Source organism: Streptomyces sp. NPDC050423 (assembly GCF_040655445.1).
GTDB lineage: Bacteria > Actinomycetota > Actinomycetes > Streptomycetales > Streptomycetaceae > Streptomyces.
This window is the reverse complement of record NZ_JBFAJY010000008.1, coordinates 58,395-77,723: the sequence shown is the minus strand read 5'-3', so window position 1 is coordinate 77,723 and position 19,329 is coordinate 58,395. Positions and strand designations below refer to the sequence as shown.

General features: G+C 70.1%; 20 protein-coding genes, 1 pseudogene and 1 riboswitch. Of the genes and pseudogenes, 20 read left to right on the top strand and 1 reads right to left on the bottom strand.

Annotation, left to right across the window (positions count from 1 at the left end; all coding sequences use genetic code 11):
• The 13 genes from rplS to AB0I52_RS08665 all read left to right on the top strand — a co-directional run bounded on the left by rplS (position 1) and on the right by AB0I52_RS08665 (position 11,002).
• A complete protein-coding gene (gene rplS / locus AB0I52_RS08725; protein ID WP_362963515.1) occupies positions 1-351 on the top strand; it encodes a 50S ribosomal protein L19 in 351 nt (116 codons plus the stop codon).
• Positions 352-396: 45 nt separating this feature from the next.
• A complete protein-coding gene (lepB, locus tag AB0I52_RS08720) occupies positions 397-1,167 on the top strand; it encodes a signal peptidase I (RefSeq protein WP_363070302.1) in 771 nt (256 codons plus the stop codon).
• Entirely contained in the window at positions 1,160-2,236 is a 1,077-nt protein-coding gene (gene lepB / locus AB0I52_RS08715) for a signal peptidase I (protein ID WP_363070300.1), read from the top strand. Before lepB (AB0I52_RS08720) ends, lepB (AB0I52_RS08715) begins: the two co-directional genes overlap by 8 nt.
• A complete protein-coding gene (gene lepB / locus AB0I52_RS08710) occupies positions 2,133-3,032 on the top strand; it encodes a signal peptidase I (protein WP_363070474.1) in 900 nt (299 codons plus the stop codon). The genes lepB (AB0I52_RS08715) and lepB (AB0I52_RS08710) overlap by 104 nt, the downstream gene beginning before the upstream one ends.
• 188 nt (positions 3,033-3,220) lie before the next feature.
• Complete coding sequence (gene lepB, locus AB0I52_RS08705; RefSeq protein WP_363070472.1) at positions 3,221-4,126, top strand: signal peptidase I; 906 nt, start codon at positions 3,221-3,223, stop codon at positions 4,124-4,126.
• 49 nt (positions 4,127-4,175) lie between these two features.
• Positions 4,176-4,916: a signal peptidase I gene (gene lepB / locus AB0I52_RS08700; RefSeq protein WP_363070298.1), complete on the top strand. Its 741-nt coding sequence runs from the start codon at positions 4,176-4,178 to the stop codon at positions 4,914-4,916.
• Entirely contained in the window at positions 4,906-5,394 is a 489-nt protein-coding gene (locus AB0I52_RS08695) for an NUDIX hydrolase (RefSeq protein ID WP_363070296.1), read from the top strand. The genes lepB (AB0I52_RS08700) and AB0I52_RS08695 overlap by 11 nt, the downstream gene beginning before the upstream one ends.
• Positions 5,395-5,457: 63 nt before the next feature.
• Positions 5,458-5,766 (top strand): DUF2469 domain-containing protein, encoded by a 309-nt coding sequence (locus AB0I52_RS08690; RefSeq protein WP_003965949.1) that lies wholly within the window; start codon positions 5,458-5,460, stop codon positions 5,764-5,766.
• An 84-nt stretch (positions 5,767-5,850) separates the two neighbouring features.
• Positions 5,851-6,210 carry a YraN family protein gene (locus AB0I52_RS08685; RefSeq protein WP_362967553.1) on the top strand — a complete coding sequence of 120 codons (360 nt, stop codon included), beginning with the start codon at positions 5,851-5,853 and terminating at the stop codon, positions 6,208-6,210.
• The gene (locus AB0I52_RS08680) at positions 6,210-7,835 is read left to right on the top strand and encodes a YifB family Mg chelatase-like AAA ATPase (protein ID WP_363070294.1); all 1,626 of its coding nucleotides are present in this window, start codon (positions 6,210-6,212) and stop codon (positions 7,833-7,835) included. The genes AB0I52_RS08685 and AB0I52_RS08680 overlap by 1 nt, the downstream gene beginning before the upstream one ends.
• 167 nt (positions 7,836-8,002) lie before the next feature.
• Entirely contained in the window at positions 8,003-9,157 is a 1,155-nt protein-coding gene (gene dprA / locus AB0I52_RS08675) for a DNA-processing protein DprA (protein ID WP_363070470.1), read from the top strand.
• Positions 9,158-9,447: 290 nt separating this feature from the next.
• Positions 9,448-10,284, top strand: coding sequence for an RNA polymerase sigma factor WhiG (gene whiG / locus AB0I52_RS08670; RefSeq protein WP_363070292.1), 837 nt, complete (start codon positions 9,448-9,450; stop codon positions 10,282-10,284).
• Between the two features lie 142 nt (positions 10,285-10,426).
• Complete coding sequence (locus AB0I52_RS08665) at positions 10,427-11,002, top strand: helix-turn-helix domain-containing protein (RefSeq protein WP_362966880.1); 576 nt, start codon at positions 10,427-10,429, stop codon at positions 11,000-11,002.
• Positions 11,003-11,094: 92 nt separating this feature from the next.
• Here AB0I52_RS08665 and AB0I52_RS08660 read toward each other — a convergent pair.
• A pseudogene (locus tag AB0I52_RS08660) lies at positions 11,095-11,748 on the bottom strand (M23 family metallopeptidase); the annotation flags it as partial.
• Between the two features lie 276 nt (positions 11,749-12,024).
• Here AB0I52_RS08660 and rpsB point away from each other — a divergent pair.
• The 7 genes from rpsB to AB0I52_RS08625 all read left to right on the top strand — a co-directional run bounded on the left by rpsB (position 12,025) and on the right by AB0I52_RS08625 (position 19,245).
• Entirely contained in the window at positions 12,025-12,990 is a 966-nt protein-coding gene (gene rpsB / locus AB0I52_RS08655) for a 30S ribosomal protein S2 (protein WP_363070290.1), read from the top strand.
• A 99-nt stretch (positions 12,991-13,089) separates the two neighbouring features.
• Positions 13,090-13,944, top strand: coding sequence for a translation elongation factor Ts (tsf, locus tag AB0I52_RS08650; protein ID WP_362966851.1), 855 nt, complete (start codon positions 13,090-13,092; stop codon positions 13,942-13,944).
• Between the two features lie 158 nt (positions 13,945-14,102).
• Entirely contained in the window at positions 14,103-14,879 is a 777-nt protein-coding gene (pyrH, locus tag AB0I52_RS08645; RefSeq protein WP_362966854.1) for a UMP kinase, read from the top strand.
• 168 nt (positions 14,880-15,047) lie between these two features.
• A complete protein-coding gene (gene frr / locus AB0I52_RS08640; protein ID WP_362966856.1) occupies positions 15,048-15,605 on the top strand; it encodes a ribosome recycling factor in 558 nt (185 codons plus the stop codon).
• Positions 15,605-16,690, top strand: coding sequence for a phosphatidate cytidylyltransferase (locus tag AB0I52_RS08635; protein WP_363070287.1), 1,086 nt, complete (start codon positions 15,605-15,607; stop codon positions 16,688-16,690). The genes frr and AB0I52_RS08635 overlap by 1 nt, the downstream gene beginning before the upstream one ends.
• A 104-nt stretch (positions 16,691-16,794) precedes the next feature.
• Positions 16,795-17,901 (top strand): 23S rRNA (adenine(2503)-C(2))-methyltransferase RlmN, encoded by a 1,107-nt coding sequence (gene rlmN, locus AB0I52_RS08630; RefSeq protein WP_363070285.1) that lies wholly within the window; start codon positions 16,795-16,797, stop codon positions 17,899-17,901.
• Between the two features lie 41 nt (positions 17,902-17,942).
• Positions 17,943-18,059, top strand: a riboswitch (TPP riboswitch).
• Between the two features lie 82 nt (positions 18,060-18,141).
• Positions 18,142-19,245 (top strand): thiamine ABC transporter substrate-binding protein, encoded by a 1,104-nt coding sequence (locus AB0I52_RS08625; RefSeq protein ID WP_363070283.1) that lies wholly within the window; start codon positions 18,142-18,144, stop codon positions 19,243-19,245.
• Positions 19,246-19,329 lie beyond the last annotated feature (84 nt).

Below are 19,329 nucleotides of genomic sequence, written 5' to 3'. Positions count from 1 at the left end.
ATGGCTTCCCTGCTCGATGGCGTCAATGCCGCCTCGCTGCGCACCGACGTCCCGGCGTTCCGCCCCGGTGACACCGTCAACGTTCACGTGCGCGTGATCGAGGGCAACCGTTCCCGTATCCAGCAGTTCAAGGGCATCGTCATCCGCCGCCAGGGCGCGGGCGTCGGCGAGACCTTCACGGTCCGCAAGGTCTCCTTCAGCGTCGGCGTCGAGCGCACCTTCCCGGTGCACAGCCCGATCTTCGAGAAGATCGAGCTCGTCACCCGCGGTGACGTCCGTCGCGCCAAGCTGTACTTCCTCCGTGAGCTGCGCGGCAAGGCCGCGAAGATCAAGGAGAAGCGCGACCGCTGAGCTGGCTCCCAGGTCCACAGCACGGCCGGATAAGCTCTGGCCCCGATGGACACGGAAGCAAGAACCACGGAGCGCGACCGCTCCTCCGCAGCCCCTTCGGGGCCGGGGGAGAGGTCGCGCTTTTCGCGTATCCCGCACCGTTTCGCCGCCTCGATGTCATGGCGGCGCACCCTCGCGCTCGGTGCCGTCTGCTCGGTCTTCGTACTGCTCTTCAGCGCCTTCGTGGTGCAGCCCTTCCTGATCCCCAGCAGCTCGATGGAGTCCACGCTGCGGGTCGGGGACCGGGTGCTGGTCAACAAGCTGGCGTACCGTTTCGGCTCCGAACCGGGGCGCGGGGACGTGGTGGTCTTCGACGGCACCGGCTCCTTCGTGCAGGAGGTGCCACGGCAGAACCCCGTCACCGGACTGCTGCACGGCGCGGCGGCTTCCCTGGGGCTCGTGGAGCCCGCCGAGACCGATTTCGTGAAGCGGGTGGTGGGTGTGGGGGGCGACCGGGTGGTCTGCTGCGACAAGCGGGGGAGGGTCGAGGTGAACGGCCGGCCGTTGGACGAGGACTACCTGTACGCGGGTGACGCGCCGTCCCGCGCCCCGTTCGACATCGTCGTGCCGGACGGCACGCTCTGGATGATGGGCGATCACCGCAGCCGCTCCCGGGACTCCCGTGACCACCTGGGCGAACCGGGGGGCGGCATGGTGCCCGTCGACAGGGTGATCGGCAGGGTCGACTGGATCGGCTGGCCGCTGGGGCGGCTGGGCTCCCTTCCGGGGACAGTGGCCTTCGGCGGGGTACCCGCCCCGGGCGCGACGCATGGGTAACCGCGGGCGGGCACCTGACGCCGCCGATCCCGGGGTACCGGCGCCCACCGGCGGCGGGCCGAGGGCCGCCCGCTCACTGCCCACCCGGGCGGAGCGGCGCAGACTGGCACGCAAGGTGAAGCGGAAGCGGCGCAGATCGGCCGTGAAGGAGATACCCCTCCTCATCACCGTCGCGCTGGTGATCGCGCTGGTCCTCAAGACGTTCCTGGTGCAGGCCTTCGTGATCCCGTCCGGATCCATGGAGCAGACCATCCGGATCGGCGACCGGGTCCTCGTGGACAAACTGACTCCGTGGTTCGGGTCCCGGCCGCAGCGTGGCGACGTGGTCGTGTTCAAGAACCCCTCCGACTGGCCGCCGCCGAATCCGGTGACGGCCGAGGAGCCTCCGGTCGTCATCAAACAGGTGAAGCAGGCGCTGACCTTTATCGGCCTGTTGCCGTCCGATGACGAGCAGGACCTGATCAAGCGGGTGGTCGCCGTCGGTGGCGACACGGTGAAGTGCTGCGACAAGGGTGGCCGGCTCATGGTCAACGGCCAGGCGGTCGACGAGCCCTATCTCTTTCCCGGCAATCCCCCCTCCACGATCAAATTCGAGGTAAAGGTTCCAGCCGGACGAATCTTCGTGATGGGTGACCATCGCTCCAATTCCGCCGATTCACGCTTCCATCTGGACAAGACGGCCGACGGGACGGTTTCCGAGGATGCCGTAGTGGGACGGGCCGTGGTGATCGCCTGGCCCTTCGGGCACTGGGGGAAGCTGGAGCAGCGTTCGGTGTTCTCCTCGGTACCGGACGCGCGCGCCGGGACGGCGGCTGCCCCCGGACCGTCGAATAGTGTGTCCGAGGATCCCAACGGAATGATCCGGCTCCCGACCCCTGCGGAACTCCCGCTCGTTATGGGAGTGGTTGGCCTGCACCGGCTAGGGCGCAGGCGGTGGCACGGAATAAGGAGCAGATGTGGGGGATTTGGCGGTGGGCGCACGATCCGGACACGACGGACCCGAGGACCGGCCGGACACTCCGGAGAACACCGAGTCGGACGGGACGACGGCGGACCGGCCGGAGAGTGACGGCGACTCCCCGAGCGGCGGCAGTACCGCCCGCAAGAAGCCCCGCTCCTTCTGGAAGGAGCTGCCCCTCCTCATCGGTATCGCGTTGGTTCTGGCGCTGCTGATCAAGACGTTTCTGGTGCAGGCGTTCTCCATTCCCTCGGATTCGATGCAGAACACCCTTCAGCGGGGTGACCGGGTGCTGGTCGACAAGCTGACCCCGTGGTTCGGCTCGGAGCCGGAGCGCGGCGAGGTCGTCGTCTTCCACGACCCGGGCGGCTGGCTGGAGAACACCCCGGCAGCCAACCCGAACGCGGTGCAGAAGTTCCTGAGCTTCATCGGGCTGATGCCGTCGGCCGAGGAGAAGGACCTGATCAAGCGGGTCATCGCGATCGGTGGTGACACGGTGGAGTGCAAGACGAACGGCCCGGTCACGGTCAACGGCAAGGCGCTGGACGACAAGTCCTTCATCTTCAAGGGGAACTCCGCCTGCAACGACGAGCCGTTCGGCCCGGTCAAGGTGCCCAAGGGCCGTATCTGGGTGATGGGAGACCACCGCCAGAACTCCCTCGACTCCCGCTACCACCAGGAGCTGCCGGGTGGCGGCACCGTCTCCACGAAGGAGGTGGTGGGCCGGGCCATCGTGGTCGCGTGGCCGATCAACCGCTGGGCGACCCTGCCCATCCCGAAGACCTTCGACCAGCCTGGCCTGAACGCTGCGGCCGCGATGGCGCCCGGTGCGATCGGCATCGCGGGTGCCGTGCCCATCGTGCTCTGGCGCAGGCGGAGCAGGGCCGTGCCGGCGCGGCAGCGGTAGGAGTACGGAGTCGCCCCGGGTGGGTGCCCCGTCCCCTCCGTCGCGGGCCGGCCGTCCCCTCCGCCTCCACCGGCCGGGAGGGGGCAGTAGCCCCGGGGAACCCCCGCTCGTTGTACAGGGGGCGGGTTTGTGATCGGCAGGCCCGGTGGGCAGTCGTTGGCGCAGAGTGAGGAATGAATGTGAGCGACGTGGCAGGCGAAGCACGAGCTGGACACGGACAGTCCACGGAGAGGCTCTCGCAGCCCGCCGACTCCGCCTTCGACCCTGTGGGAAGCCCAGGGCATCCGGAGGAGCCGGAGAGCGCGCCCACCTCGGACCGGCGAGGAAAGCCGGTCAAGAAGCCCCGTCCTCTCTGGAAGGAGCTGCCCCTCCTCATCGGTATCGCGTTGGTTCTGGCGCTGCTGATCAAGACGTTTCTGGTGCAGGCGTTCTCCATTCCCTCGGATTCGATGCAGAACACCCTTCAGCGGGGTGACCGGGTGCTGGTCGACAAGCTGACCCCGTGGTTCGGCTCGGAGCCGGAGCGCGGCGAGGTCGTCGTCTTCCACGACCCGAGTGGCTGGCTGGACGGGGAGCCGACCCCTGAGCCGAACGCGGTGCAGACGTTCCTCAGCTTCATCGGGCTGATGCCGTCCTCGCAGGAGAAGGACCTGATCAAGCGGACGATCGCGGTCGGCGGTGACACCGTGTCGTGCAAGAAGGGCGGTCCCGTCGAGGTCAACGGGAAGGCGCTCGACGAGCCGTACATCTTCCCCGGTGGCACGCCGTGCGACGACATGCCCTTCGGGCCGTTCAAGGTGCCCGACGGCAAGATCTGGGTGATGGGCGACCACCGGCAGGACTCCTCCGACTCGCGCTATCACACCAGCGACGTGAACAAGGGCTTCGTTCCGGTGGACGACGTGGTGGGCCGGGCCGTGGTGGTGGCCTGGCCGCTCAACCGCTGGGCGACCCTGCCCGTCCCGGACACCTTCGACCAGCCGGGCATGAGCGCCGCGGCCGCGATGGCGCCCGGCGCGCTCGGTATCGCCGGTGCCCTGCCGATCGTGATCCGGCGCAGGCGGAGGCTGACCGGCGAGCGTACCGCCGGGTAGGGTGCCGACTCGGATCAGCGATTGTCGATCTCCGATGGGGGACGCTGGGATGAGTGGTACAGGACGTACGGATGACGGCCGCGGCCGGCTCGGCAGCATGCTGTCGGGGCTGGCGGTGGCCGTCGGCTGTGTGCTCTTCCTCGGCGGGTTCGCCTGGGCGGCCGTGGAGTACCGGCCGTACACGGTGCCGACCGAGTCGATGACCCCGACGGTGAACGCGGGCGACCGGGTTCTCGCGCAACGGGTGGACGGCAGCGAGGTGCGCCGCGGCGATGTGGTGGTGTTCACCGATCCGGCGTGGGGCGATATGCCGATGGTGAAGCGGGTCGTCGGGATCGGTGGCGACAAGGTCGCCTGCTGCGAGAAGGACGGCCGGCTCACGGTCAACGGCATACCCGTTGAGGAACCGTATCTGCAGACGGCGGACCCCGCCTCGGGGAACGACTTCACGGCCGAGGTGCCCAAGGGCCGGCTCTTCCTCCTGGGCGACGACCGCCGGGTCTCGCTGGACTCCCGGGTCCATCTGGAGGACGGCGGACAGGGCTCGGTGCCCCGCAGCGCCGTGACGGCCCGGGTGGACGCCGTCGCCTGGCCGCTGGGCAGCATGATCGGACGGCCGCAGGCCTTCGCCGCGCTGCCGGGCGGGGTGTCGTCGGCGGGGCCGCTCAAGCTTCAGCTCGGGGCCATGGCCGGTGGCGTGGTACTGATCCTGGCCGGTGCCGTGTACGGCCCGGTCGCCGCCCGGTCGAAGCGGAAGAAGCAGGGGAAGGCGGCTGTCGGTGTCCACTGAGAAGCGCAAGGTCTCCCGCCTGGTACTCCTCGATCCGGACGACCGCATTCTGCTGATGCACGGGTTCGAACCGGAGGACCCGGCGAGCACCTGGTGGTTCACCCCCGGCGGAGGGCTGGAGGGTGACGAGACCCGGGAGCGGGCCGCGCTGCGCGAACTGGCCGAGGAGACCGGGATCCGGGATGTCGAGCTGGGCCCGCTCCTCTGGAAGCGGCTGTGCTCCTTCCCCTTCGACGGCCGGCGCTGGGAGCAGGACGAGTGGTACTTCCTCGCCCGCACCACGCAGACCCTGACGGACACCAGCGGGCAGACCGGGCTGGAACGGCGCAGTGTCGCGGGTCTGAGGTGGTGGACCTCCGCCGAACTGTCGGCGACGCGTGAGACGGTGTACCCGACCAGACTCGCCGGGCTGCTGCGCACGCTGCTCGACGAGGGTCCCCCGCGTACGCCGTTGGTTCTTGCTCCCGAAATCGCCTGAGCGTCCGGGGCGCCGGGGCCTGGCGCACAATGGGGGAACGCACGGCTGAAGGGGAACATGTCAATGAGCGCCGAGGACCTCGAGAAGTACGAGACCGAGATGGAGCTGAAGCTCTACCGGGAGTACCGCGATGTCGTCGGTCTGTTCAAATATGTGATCGAGACCGAACGGCGCTTCTACCTCACCAACGACTACGAGATGCAGGTGCACTCGGTCCAGGGTGAGGTGTTTTTCGAGGTGTCCATGGCGGATGCCTGGGTCTGGGACATGTACCGGCCCGCACGGTTCGTCAAGCAGGTCCGGGTGCTGACGTTCAAGGACGTCAACATCGAGGAGCTCAACAAGAGCGATCTCGAACTTCCGGGTGGCTGAGTTGTCCACATCCGCCGGCTTGTCCACCAAGATCCACTAGCGGCGGGCGAACGCGTCAGAGTCGGTGCCGGAGGTGGTGCCGATATGAACGCACGGGGGGCACTCGGGCGGTACGGCGAGGATCTGGCGGCGCGGCTGCTGACCGATGCCGGCATGTCCGTACTGGAGCGGAACTGGCGCTGTCGCACCGGCGAGATCGACATTGTCGCGCTGGACGGCGACGCGCTTGTCATCTGTGAGGTGAAGACGCGCAGGGCGGGTGACTTCGAGCACCCGATGGCCGCCGTCACACCGGCCAAGGCGGACCGCCTGCGCCGGCTGGCCGAACTCTGGCTGGACCGGCACGGCGGACCGCCGCCCGGCGGGGTGCGGATCGACCTGGTCGGCGTGGTGCTGCCCAGGCGCGGTGCGCCGTTGGCCGAGCATGCGCGGGGGGTGGCCTGATGGGGTTCGCGCGGGCCTGCTCGGTGGCCCTGGTCGGCGTCGAGGGCGTGGTGGTGGAGGTCCAGGCGGACCTGGAGGCGGGAGTGGCGGCCTTCACTCTGGTGGGGCTGCCGGACAAGAGCCTGGTGGAGAGCCGCGACCGGGTCAGGGCGGCCGTGGTCAATTCCGGCGCGGAGTGGCCGCAGAAGAAGCTCACGGTGGGTCTTTCCCCGGCCTCGGTCCCCAAGGGCGGTTCGGGTTTCGATCTCGCTGTGGCGTGTGCGGTGCTCGGCGCGGCCGAGCGGATCGATCCCGCTTCGATCGCCGATGTCGTGATGATCGGGGAGCTGGGACTCGACGGCCGGGTGCGGCCGGTGCGCGGGGTACTGCCCGCCGTTCTGGCCGCGGCGGAGGCCGGGTACCGGCAGGTGGTCGTCCCCGAACAGACGGCGGGCGAGGCCGCGCTGGTACCTGGGGTCTCGGTGCTCGGGGTGCGGAGCCTGCGGCAGCTGATCGCCGTGCTCTGCGACGAACCGGTGCCCGAGGAACAGGAGCCCCACGACCAGGGTCGTCCCGACACCATGCTGGCCGGTCTCATGGTGCCCGGTGCAGGTATGGGCACCGGTATCGCCAGGGGCTCGGCGCAGGGCGAGGGACACCGGCCGGACCTGGCGGACGTCGCGGGCCAGGAGCGGCCGCGCAAGGCCCTGGAAGTCGCGGCGGCGGGCGGCCACCACCTCCTGCTGTCCGGACCGCCGGGCGCCGGCAAGACCATGCTCGCCGAACGGCTGCCCGCGATCCTGCCGCCCCTGACCAGGCAGGAATCCCTTGAGGTGACCGCGGTGCACTCGGTGGCGGGCATCCTGCCGCCGGGCGAACCCCTGGTCTCCCGGGCGCCGTACTGCGCACCGCACCACTCGGCGACCATGCAGTCGCTGGTCGGCGGGGGCAACGGGCTGCCGAGGCCCGGCGCGGTGTCGCTGGCCCATCGCGGCATCCTCTTCCTGGACGAGGCGCCGGAATTCTCCGTACGGGCGCTGGACGCGCTGCGTCAGCCGCTGGAGTCGGGGCACGTGGTGGTGGCCCGCAGTGCCGGGGTGGTGCGGCTGCCCGCCCGCTTCCTGATGGTGCTGGCCGCCAACCCGTGCCCGTGCGGGCGGCACACCCTGAGCGGGGCCGGCTGCGAATGCCCTCCCGCGTCGGTCAGGCGCTACCAGGCCCGGCTTTCCGGGCCGTTGCTCGACCGGGTGGATCTGCGGGTGGCCGTCGACCCCGTCAAGCGCGCGGACCTGATGGGGCAGGGCGGCCGGGGCGAGTCGACCGCGACGGTCGCCGCCCGCGTGCGGGAGGCGCGGGTGCGGGCGGCGGAGCGGCTGGCCGGTACCCCCTGGACCACCAACAGCGAGGTGCCCGGACACGAACTGAGGACCCGGCTGGTCGCGGCGCCGGGGGCGCTGGTGGCGGCCGAGCGGGACATGGAGCGGGGCCTGCTCACCGCGCGCGGCCTGGACCGGGTCCTGCGGGTGGCGTGGACCGTCGCGGATCTGCGGGGCGCCGGCCGGCCGGACGCCTCGGACATCGCGGTGGCGCTGGAACTGCGGACCGGGATTCCGCGAGGGGCCCCGATGACGGCGGGGGCGGCATGACGGGGCAGGCGGCCGGGGGGAGCGGCCGGGAGCCGGGCGCCGGGTGCGGCCCGCCGGCCGAGGGGCCCATGCGCATGCGGGTGCCGGGAACGGGCGAGGGGGAGCGGCCGGCGCGGGCTTCCGGTGGAGTGGGCGAGGGGGAGCGGGAGGGGCGGGCCACCGGTGGGGTGAGTGACGGGGAGCGGCTGGCGCGGGTCGCGCTGTCCCGGGTCCTGGAGCCGGGGGACGAACGGGGCGGCCGCTGGCTGCGGGAGTGCGGCGCCGGGGAACTGCTGCGGCGGATCACGGCCCGGGACGGATCGGCCGAGCAGCTGAGCGGCATGACGGCGAGGCGTCTGGCCGGCTATCGGCTGCGGGCGGAGGCGGCCGACCCCGGGCGGGACCTGGCGGCGGTGGCGGCGGTCGGCGGGCGCTTCGTCTGTCCGGGCGACCGCGAGTGGCCGAGCCAGCTGGACGACCTGGGCGACACCCGGCCCACCGGGCTCTGGGTGCGGGGGAGGCCCGATCTGCGGCTCTGGGCGCTGCGTTCGGTCGCGGTGGTCGGCGCCCGCGCCTGCACTCCGTACGGGGCCCACATGGCGACGACACTCGGCGCCGGACTCGCGGAGCTGGGGTGGGTGGTCGTCTCGGGCGCGGCGTTCGGGGTGGACGGGGCCGCTCACCGGGGCGCCCTCGCCGCCGGTGGGGCGACGGCGGCGGTGCTGGCCTGCGGGGTGGACGTCGCGTACCCCCGCGGCCATGCCGAACTGATCGGACGCGTGGCCGGACAGGGGCTCGTCATCGGTGAACTCCCGCCGGCCGAACACCCCACCCGAAGCCGGTTCATCCTCCGGAACAGGGTGATCGCCGCGTTGACGCGAGGAACCGTCGTGGTCGAGGCGGAATACCGCAGCGGTTCTCTGGTCACGGCGCGCTGCGCCCAGCGGCTCGGCCGCTTCGCCATGGGCGTTCCGGGGCCTGCCACCAGCGGTCTGTCGGCAGGCGTCCACGAACTCCTGCGGGGAGAGGGAGTGCTGGTGACCGATGCGGCGGAAGTCGCCGAACTGGTGGGTGACATGGGGGAGCTCGCCCCGCCCCGGCGCGGTCCGGTGCTTCCACGAGACCTTCTGGACGCCGGCTGCACCCGGGTTCTCGACGCGCTGCCGGCCTGCGGCGCCGCCGACGCACGCGAGGTGGCCCGCACCGCCGGAACGGGCGCCGACGAGGCGCTCGCCAAGCTGTACGAACTGCACTCACTGGGGTTCGTCGAACGTCGTGGCGATGGATGGCAGTTGACGCGACGGCCGATTTGCAATGACGACGCGCGGCGAGGCGGTACTTGACCTGGGGCATTCGGGTGAAAAGGTGATGCCGATGACCTCGGCGGATCGTTCGGCAACGCCTCCGGGGCCGGCGCGCGACGCGTCGGCCCCGGAGGCCGGCCATGTCCTCGTCCGCATGCGCGGTCATGTCCGTCGCCGCGTCCGGTGTCGTGTCCGTTCTCCCGGAAGCACACAGCACCGATCCCATATCCTGCGCGCACCGCGACACTTCAGTCACGCTACGCTCACAAGAATCCCGCTCCAGACGTAAATCTCCCAGCACTTCACAGCAGAACGGCTCAAGGCACCACATGCCCCAGCACACCTCCGGGTCTGACCGAGCGGCAGTACCACCGGCTGCGCGTGGCACTGTGCGCCCTCCCGCCCCCTCCTCGCTCGACGAGTTGTGGCGTTCGTACAAGAGCACGGGCGACGAGCGGCTGCGGGAGCAGTTGATCCTGCACTACTCGCCTCTGGTGAAGTACGTCGCCGGCCGGGTGAGCGTCGGCCTGCCGTCCAACGTCGAGCAGGCGGACTTCGTCTCCTCGGGGGTCTTCGGGCTGATCGACGCGATCGAGAAGTTCGACATCGAGCGTGCGATCAAGTTCGAGACGTACGCGATCACCCGCATCCGGGGCGCGATGATCGACGAACTCCGGGCGCTGGACTGGATCCCCCGCTCCGTTCGCCAGAAGGCGCGGGCGGTGGAACGCGCCTACGCGACGCTGGAGGCGCGGCTGCGGCGTACCCCGTCGGAGGCGGAGGTCGCGGCGGAGATGGAGATCGCGCTGGAGGAACTGCACGCGGTTTTCAGCCAGTTGTCGCTGGCCAATGTGGTCGCCCTGGAAGAGCTGCTGCATGTGGGCGGCGAGGGCGGCGACCGGCTGAGCCTGATGGACACGCTTGAGGACACCGCCGCCGACAATCCGGTGGAAGTGGCCGAGGGCCGTGAGCTCAGGAGGCTGCTCGCCCGCGCGATCAACACCCTCCCGGACCGTGAGAAGACGGTCGTCACGCTCTACTACTACGAGGGGCTCACCCTCGCCGAGATCGGCAACGTCCTCGGGGTCACCGAGAGCCGGGTCAGCCAGATCCACACCAAGTCAGTGCTGCAGCTGCGCGTGAAACTGGCCGACGCCGGGCGCTGATGACACCACCGGGAACACCGCCGGAGAACACCTCCAGGGAGCCCCGGCCAGGTCTGCTCCGGCCACCGATCGGGGCCGCCCGCCCCCTCCGGGGCACCGGTCGCCGTAGAGTGGACGCGTGCCCAGGATTCGAGCGGCCTCTGTGGCCGAGCACCGGACCATGCAGCGCGGCGCCCTCCTGGACGCAGCGCGTTCCCTGCTGTCCGAGGGAGGCACGGAGGCATTGACCTTCCCCGCCCTCGCCGAGCGCACGGGCCTCGCCCGGTCCTCCGTCTACGAGTACTTCCGCTCCCGCGCGGCCGTCGTGGAGGAACTCTGCACCGTCGACTTCCCCGTCTGGGCGGCCGAGGTGGAGAACGCGATGGAGCGGGCGCAGACGCCCGAGGAGAAGATCGAGGCGTACGTGCGACGGCAGCTCGATCTCGTGGGGGACCGGCGCCACCGGGCCGTCGTCGCGATCTCCGCGAGCGAGCTGGATGCGGGCGCCCGGGAGAAGATCCGTGCCGCCCACGGCGGGCTGATCGCCATGATCGTCGAGGCGCTCGGCGACCTCGGCCACGAGCAGCCCCGGCTGGCGGCCATGCTGCTGCAGGGCTCCGTGGACGCGGCGGTGCGGCGTATCGAACTCAGCGTGGCGGAGGAGCCGGACGTGATCGCGGACACCGCCGTCGCCATGATCCTCTGCGGTGTCCGGGGCGCCCCCGGCGGGCAGGGCTGACACCGGCGCGTCAACGCTGCGCCCGTCAGCGGTGCGGGCCCGGCCTGCCCGCGGTCGGCCGGCGCTACCGGGTCCCCGCCGGGTGTCGGTGCGGGCTCGGGCACGCCGGTCACCGGCAGCAGCCGGGACGGTCCGCGCCGCAGCAGCGAGGGCGGCAGCAGGGACAGCGGGTCCAGATACGCCGCCACGCGGCGCAGCCCCCAGTGCAGACAGCCCGACGTGCAGTGGGACGGCCCCGGCGCCATGACCGCCACCACCTGCCCCGCGGTGACCTCGTCCCCCTTGGCGACCATGGGGCGCACCGGCTCGTACGTGGTCCGCAGCGGCGGATCACCCGTCCCGGCGAGCTCGATCGCCAGCACCCCCCGTCCCGCGACGCCGCCCGCGAACGAGACCCGGCCCGAGGCGGCCGCGAGCACCGCCGTTCCCGGTCCGGCGCCGAGGTCCACCCCGCGGTGCCCCCGCCCGTAGTCCGTGGCGGGCGGCTCCCACCCCCGTACGACCACGGGCCGCCCAGCCAGCGGCCAGACGCCTCCTCGGTCCGGCGGATCCACCGGGGCCGGTGGCGTCACGGGTGCGGGCGGCTGTCCCGCGGCCGGGGCGGCCGTCCCGCAGCACGCCATCGCGAGGAGCGCCGCGGCGGCTGCCGCCGACGCCGCCCGTGCCAGACGCCCGGGTTCGCCGCCCGGTGAGCCGCGGCCTCCCGTCCGGACCCGGGATCCGCCCTGGTCAGATGTGTTTCGCATGGCACAACCGTCCCCCGGCGGGCCCGTTCGCGGGGATCATGGACCGGATCTGTGGAGTACCGGCCGGTTGTGGACAGCGCCGTCACCCGGCACTCGACGGGTCCCGTACACTTCTTGTGGCGATCCGGGTCACCGGGTCGACTTCGCACGCCCCGCCATCTCCCTCTCAACGGAGATGGCCGCGCTCCTCGGTCCCTCGTGGCACGGCGCGTCGGGGCGTCAGGCGCGACAGCAAACCTGCCGTCGCGGTAACCGAGCACCTCAAGGAGTACGGCCATGGCCGTCGTCACGATGCGGGAGCTGCTGGAAAGCGGCGTCCACTTCGGTCACCAGACCCGTCGTTGGAACCCGAAGATGAAGCGTTTCATCTTCACGGAGCGCAACGGCATTTACATCATCGACCTGCTCCAGTCGCTGTCGTACATCGACCGCGCCTACGAGTTCGTCAAGGAGACCGTCGCCCACGGCGGCTCCATCATGTTCGTGGGTACGAAGAAGCAGGCCCAGGAGGCCATCGCCGAGCAGGCGACGCGCGTCGGCATGCCGTACGTCAACCAGCGTTGGCTCGGTGGCATGCTCACCAACTTCTCCACCGTCTACAAGCGCCTTCAGCGTCTGAAGGAGCTTGAGCTCATCGACTTCGAGGACGTGGCCGCCTCCGGCCTCACCAAGAAGGAGCTCCTGGTTCTCTCTCGCGAGAAGGCCAAGCTGGAGAAGACCCTCGGTGGTATCCGCGAGATGCAGAAGGTGCCGAGCGCCGTCTGGATCGTCGACACCAAGAAGGAGCACATCGCCGTCGGTGAGGCGCGCAAGCTCCACATCCCGGTCGTCGCGATCCTGGACACCAACTGCGACCCCGACGAGGTCGACTACAAGATTCCGGGCAACGACGACGCGATCCGCTCCGTCACCCTGCTCACCCGCGTGATCGCCGACGCCGTCGCCGAGGGCCTCATCGCCCGCTCCGGCGCTGCGACCGGCGACTCGAAGCCGGGCGAGAAGGCCGCCGGCGAGCCCCTCGCCGAGTGGGAGCGCGACCTGCTCGAGGGTGACAAGAAGGCCGACGCCGAGGTCCAGACCTCCGCCGAGACCGAGAAGGTCGCGGACGCCGCCGAGACGCCGGCCGAGGCTGAGGCCGAGGTCGCTGCCGAGGCTCCCGCTGCCGAGGCGCCCGTCACCGAGACGCCGGCCGTCGAGGCCCCCGCCGCCGAGGCTCCGGCCGCGGACGGCGAGCAGGCCTGACACCCGTCACGGCTGACGACGGCGGGGGCCGGTGCCACAAGCACCGCCCCCGCCGTTCACCCGTAGATCTTTCAGACTTCGAGAGAGAAATACAGACTCATGGCGAACTACACCGCCGCTGACGTCAAGAAGCTCCGTGAGCTCACCGGCGCCGGCATGATGGACTGCAAGAAGGCGCTCGACGAGGCCGATGGCAGCGTCGATGGTGCCGTCGAGGCCCTTCGTATCAAGGGCCAGAAGGGCGTCGCCAAGCGCGAGGGCCGTTCTGCCGAGAACGGCGCCGTCGTCTCCCTCATCTCCGAGGACAAGACCTCCGGCGTCCTGCTCGAGCTGAAGTGCGAGACGGACTTCGTCGCCAAGGGCGAGAAGTTCCAGGCCGTCGCCAACGCGCTGGCCGCGCACGTCGCCGCCACCTCCCCGGCCGACCTGGCCACGCTGCTCGCCTCCGAGATCGAGGCCGGCAAGACGGTTCAGGCGTACGTCGACGAGGCCAACGCCACTCTCGGCGAGAAGATCGTCCTGGACCGCTTCGCGCAGTTCACCGGCGGTTACGTGGCTGCGTACATGCACCGCACGATGCCCGACCTCCCGCCGCAGGTCGGCGTGCTCGTCGATCTCGACAAGGGGACCGCCTCGGACGAGGCAGCCGCAGTGGTTGCCAAGGACGTCGCGCAGCACATCGCTGCCTTCGCCCCGAAGTACCTCAGCCGCGACGAGGTCCCGGCCGAGACGGTCGAGAACGAGCGCCGCGTCGCCGAGGCCACCTCGCGTGAGGAGGGCAAGCCCGAGGCCGCCCTCCCGAAGATCGTCGAGGGTCGCGTCAACGGCTTCTTCAAGGACGTCGTCGTCGTCGAGCAGGCCTTCGCCAAGGACAGCAAGAAGTCCGTCCAGAAGGTCCTGGACGAGGCCGGTGTCAGCCTGAAGCGCTTCTCGCGCATCAAGGTCGGCATCTGAGTCCGTCCGCGAAAAACGGTGGACCCCGATAGGGTCTGGTGCAGTCGACGGCCGCACACCGCCGTACGACCGCAGATCTGACGAGGAGGCCATTGCCGCTGAGGGACATCGGACCCACCGGCAATGGCTTTCTTCGTATGTGCACGAGGAGAATCTCCATGAACAAGGGCGCGGACGCCGCAACAGGTGACCACAGGCGCGACGACGGCAAGGTGGCCGGACGCTTCATGCTGAAGCTGTCCGGAGAGGCGTTCGCCGGTGGCGGAGGTCTCGGCGTCGACCCCGACGTCGTGCACGCCATCGCACGCGAGATCGCGGCGGTCGTCCGGGACGGTGCGGAGATCGCGATCGTCATCGGCGGCGGCAACTTCTTCCGCGGCGCCGAGCTCCAGCAGCGCGGCATGGACCGGGCCCGGTCCGACTACATGGGCATGCTCGGCACCGTCATGAACTGCCTCGCGCTCCAGGACTTCCTGGAGAAGGAGGGCATCGACTCCCGCGTCCAGACCGCCATCACCATGGGCCAGGTCGCGGAGCCGTACATCCCGCTGCGCGCCGTACGGCACCTGGAGAAGGGCCGTGTCGTCATCTTCGGCGCCGGTATGGGCATGCCGTACTTCTCCACCGACACCACCGCGGCCCAGCGCGCCCTGGAGATCGACGCCGAGGCGCTGCTGATGGGCAAGAACGGTGTGGACGGGGTCTACGACTCCGACCCGAAGACCAACCCCGCAGCGGTGAAGTTCGACGCGCTGGAGTACAGCGAGGTGCTCGCCCGCGATCTCAAGGTCGCCGACGCCACCGCCATCACGCTCTGCCGTGACAACCAGCTGCCGATCCTCGTCTTCGAGCTGACGACGGCGGGCAATATCGCCCGCGCCGTCAAGGGTGAGAAGATCGGTTCGCTCGTGAGTGACCAGGGCACCCGGGCCTGAGAACCGGGGGACCGAACCGGGGGGACCCGGTGTGTTCCCGGGGCCCGCGTTAGGGGCCCGAAGGATGGACAACGGCCTGCCGGTCGGACACCGTGCAGGTGAGGACGCGACGCAGGACCCGCCGGGCCCGAGCATGCCGGGCCCACTCAAGACACGCAGGAGCACGTGGTGATCGAAGAAACCCTCCTCGAGGCCGAGGAGAAGATGGAGAAGGCCGTCGTGGTCGCGAAAGAGGACTTCGCCGCGATCCGCACCGGCCGTGCGCACCCGGCGATGTTCAACAAGATCGTCGCCGACTACTACGGCGCGCTGACCCCGATCAACCAGCTGGCCTCGTTCTCGGTGCCCGAGCCCCGTATGGCCGTCGTGACGCCGTTCGACAAGACCGCGCTGCGCAACATCGAGCAGGCCATCCGCGACTCCGACCTCGGCGTCAACCCGAGCAACGACGGCAATATCATCCGGGTGAACTTCCCCGACCTCACCGAAGAGCGCCGTCGCGACTACATCAAGGTCGCGAAGACCAAGGCCGAGGACTCCAAGATCTCGATCCGCGCGGTCCGCCGCAAGGCCAAGGAGATCCTCGACAAGCTGGTCAAGGACAAGGAGTCCGGCGAGGACGAGGTACGTCGCGCCGAGAAGGAGCTCGACGACACCACCGCGAAGTACGTCGCGCAGGTGGACGAGCTGCTGAAGCACAAGGAAGCCGAGCTGCTCGAAGTCTGATGAACGACTCTTCCCGGGGCGCCCCGCAGGGCGCCGGCCACTGGGCCGCTCCCGAGATGCGGGCCGCTCCGGCGGGTCCTGCATACGATGTGCATAACGCCCAGCACACTCGGCCCATGCCCATTGTGCCGGACGTTCCCGACGCAGGTAGAGACGCTGACGACCGTGATGACCGGGACCAGGGGGCCGCACGCCTGAGCGGCGGCCCCTTGTTCCGCGACGAGAAGCCGCAGGAGCCCATGTCCACCGCGCCGCCACCCCCGCAGAAGAAACGTGCGGGCCGTGATCTCGGAGCCGCCATAGGGGTCGGCGTGGGGCTGGGTGCCGTCGTCGTCGCCTCGCTCTTCATCGTCAAGGCCGTCTTCGTCGGTGTGATCGCGGTCGCCGTCGTCGTGGGCCTCTGGGAGCTCACCTCCCGGCTGGAGGAGCGCAAGGGCATCAAGGCGCCGCTCGTCCCTCTCGCGGTCGGTGGCGCGGCCATGGTCGTGGCCGGTTACGCGCGAGGCGCCGAAGGCGCCTGGGCGGCCATGGCGCTGACCGCCCTCGCGGTGCTCGTCTGGCGGATGGCCGAGCCGCCGGAGGGCTACCTCAAGGACGTCACGGCCGGCGTTTTCGCCGCGTTCTACGTACCGTTCCTGGCCACCTTCGTCGCCATGCTCCTGACCGCGTCCGACGGGCCGCAGCGGGTACTGACCTTCCTGCTGCTGACCGTGGTCAGCGATACCGGCGCGTACGCCGTCGGCTGGCGGTTCGGCAAGCACAAGCTCGCACCGCGGATCAGCCCCGGGAAGACCCGCGAGGGCCTCTTCGGAGCCGTGGCCTTCGCGATGGTGGCCGGTGCGCTGTGCATGGAGTTCCTGATCGACGACGGCTCCTGGTGGCAGGGCCTGCTGCTCGGCCTCGCGGTCGCCGCCAGCGCCACCCTCGGTGACCTGGGCGAGTCCATGATCAAGCGGGACCTCGGAATCAAGGACATGGGCACGCTGCTCCCCGGACACGGCGGCATCATGGACCGGCTGGACTCCCTGCTGCCGACCGCGCCGGTGGTCTGGCTGCTGATGGTGCTTTTCGTCGGCTCGGGCTGAGCGACTGCCAGATCACCCCTTCTGACCTGCGTCTTCACGAGTGAGGGTCCGTTGTCCACAGGGCGGCGGGCCCTCACTGTTCTGTCTGCGACACTGGATGAACCATGCCTAAGCCCGGAGAACTCACTTTCGTCGCGCCCCGCGGAGCCAAGAGGCCGCCGCGGCACCTCGCCGACCTCACGCCCGCCGAGCGCAAGGAAGCAGTCGCCGCGACCGGCGAGAAGCCCTTCCGCGCCCAGCAGCTCTCGCAGCACTACTTCGCGCGGTACGCGCACGACCCGTCGGAGTGGAACAACATTCCGGCCGCGTCGCGGGGCAAGCTCGCCGAGGCGTTGTTCCCCGACCTGATGTCCGTGGTCCGGCACATCAGCTGCGACGACGACACCACCCGCAAGACGCTGTGGAAGCTGCACGACGGCACGCTGGTCGAGTCCGTCCTGATGCGCTACCCCGAGCGCGTCACGATGTGTATCTCCTCGCAGGCGGGATGCGGGATGAACTGCCCGTTCTGCGCCACCGGGCAGGCCGGTCTCGACCGCAACCTCTCCACGGCGGAGATCGTCCACCAGATCGTGGACGGCATGCGGGCCCTGCGCGACGGCGAGGTCCCCGGGGGCCCGGCGCGGCTCTCCAACATCGTCTTCATGGGCATGGGCGAGCCGCTCGCCAACTACAAGCGGGTGGTCGGGTCCATCCGCCGGCTGACCGACCCCGAGCCCGACGGGCTGGGGCTGTCGCAGCGCGGGATCACCGTCTCGACCGTCGGCCTGGTGCCGGCGATGCTGCGCTTCGCCGACGAGGGCTTCAAGTGCCGTCTCGCGGTCTCGCTGCACGCCCCGGACGACGAGCTGCGCGACACCCTCGTACCGGTGAACACCCGGTGGAAGGTGCGCGAGGTACTGGACGCGGCCTGGGAGTACGCGGAGAAGTCCGGTCGCCGTATCTCCATCGAGTACGCGCTGATCCGTGACATCAACGACCAGGCCTGGCGGGGCGACCGGCTGGGCCGGCTCCTCAAGGGCAAGCGGGTACACGTCAACCTGATCCCGCTGAACCCGACGCCCGGCTCGAAGTGGACCGCCTCGCGGCCCGAGGACGAGAAGGCGTTCGTCGAGGCCATCGCCGCCCACGGGGTGCCGGTGACCGTCCGGGACACCCGGGGCCAGGAGATCGACGGCGCCTGCGGGCAGCTGGCGGCATCCGAGCGCTGAGGCCGAAACCGGCCGTGTAGCCTGGGCGTGCATCCAACTTCATATTCCGACAGGGGAGCGCCACAGCGCTGAGAGTGCGGCACCAAGGACAGGTTGGCCGCAGACCCTCTGAACCTCGCCCGGGTCATTCCGGGTAGGAAGTTCGGACCTTACTCAAGCTGTTGCGCCCTGCCCGCTTCCGGTTCGTTCCGGGCGCGGGCAGGGCCGCGTCTCTTCCTGGTCACCCCCAGGAGGAATCACATGAGCACAACCAAGAAGATCGCGGTGTCGGCCGTCGCCGCCGCGATCGGCGCGACCGCGCTCGCCGGCTGCGGTGGCTCCGACGACTCGTCGTCCGGCTCCGCCGGCACCAAGGGCACCGGATCCAAGACCGTCACCCTCGTCAGCCACGACTCCTTCAACGCGTCCAAGGGCGTACTGAAGGAGTTCACCCGGGAGACCGGATACACGGTCAAGGTGCTGAAGAGCGGGGATGCGGGCGCCGCCCTCAACCAGGAGATCCTGACCAAGGGATCGCCGCGCGGTGACGTGTTCTTCGGCGTCGACAACACCCTGCTGTCGCGGGCCCTCGACAACGGTCTCTTCACGCCGTACGCGGCCAAGGGCCTCGGCCAGGTGGCGTCCGACGTCCAGTTGGATGCCGGAAAGCACCGGGTCACTCCGGTCGACACCGGCGACATCTGCGTCAACTACGACAAGAAGTACTTCGCCGACAAGAAGCTCGCGCCGCCGAAGTCCTTCGACGACCTGGCGAAGCCCGCGTACAAGAACCTCCTCGTCACCGAGAACGCCGCGACCTCCTCGCCCGGTCTCGGCTTCCTCCTCGGCACCGTCGCCACCTACGGCGAGGACGGCTACCAGGACTACTGGAAGAAGCTGAAGAGCAACGGCGTCAAGGTCGTCGACGGCTGGGAGCAGGCGTACAACGAGGAGTTCTCCGGCTCCGCGGGCGGCAGGAAGGCCAAGGCCGACCGTCCGCTCGTCGTCAGTTACGCCTCCAGCCCGCCCGTCGAGGTGCTGTACGCGGACCCGCAGCCCAAGTCGGCCCCGACCGGGGTCGCCACCGGGACATGCTTCCGGCAGATCGAGTTCGCCGGTCTGCTCGACGGCGCGAAGAACGAGGCGGGCGGCAAGGCCCTGCTGGACTTCCTGATCGGAAAGAAGTTCCAGGAGGACATGCCGCTCAACATGTTCGTCAGCCCGGTCACCAAGGGCGCGAAGGTGCCGGAACTCTTCACGGAGTTCGGGGCCACCGCGGACAAGCCGGCGACCGTCGCCCCGGACACCATCGCCAAGAACCGTGAGCAGTGGGTCCAGTCATGGTCCTCGCTCGTAGTGAAGTAGCGAGGACTCCCGTACGCGGACCGGGCGCGCGCGGGAAGGCCGCACGCACCCGGTCACGGCGCGGGAGCGCGGTGCGGCTCGGTC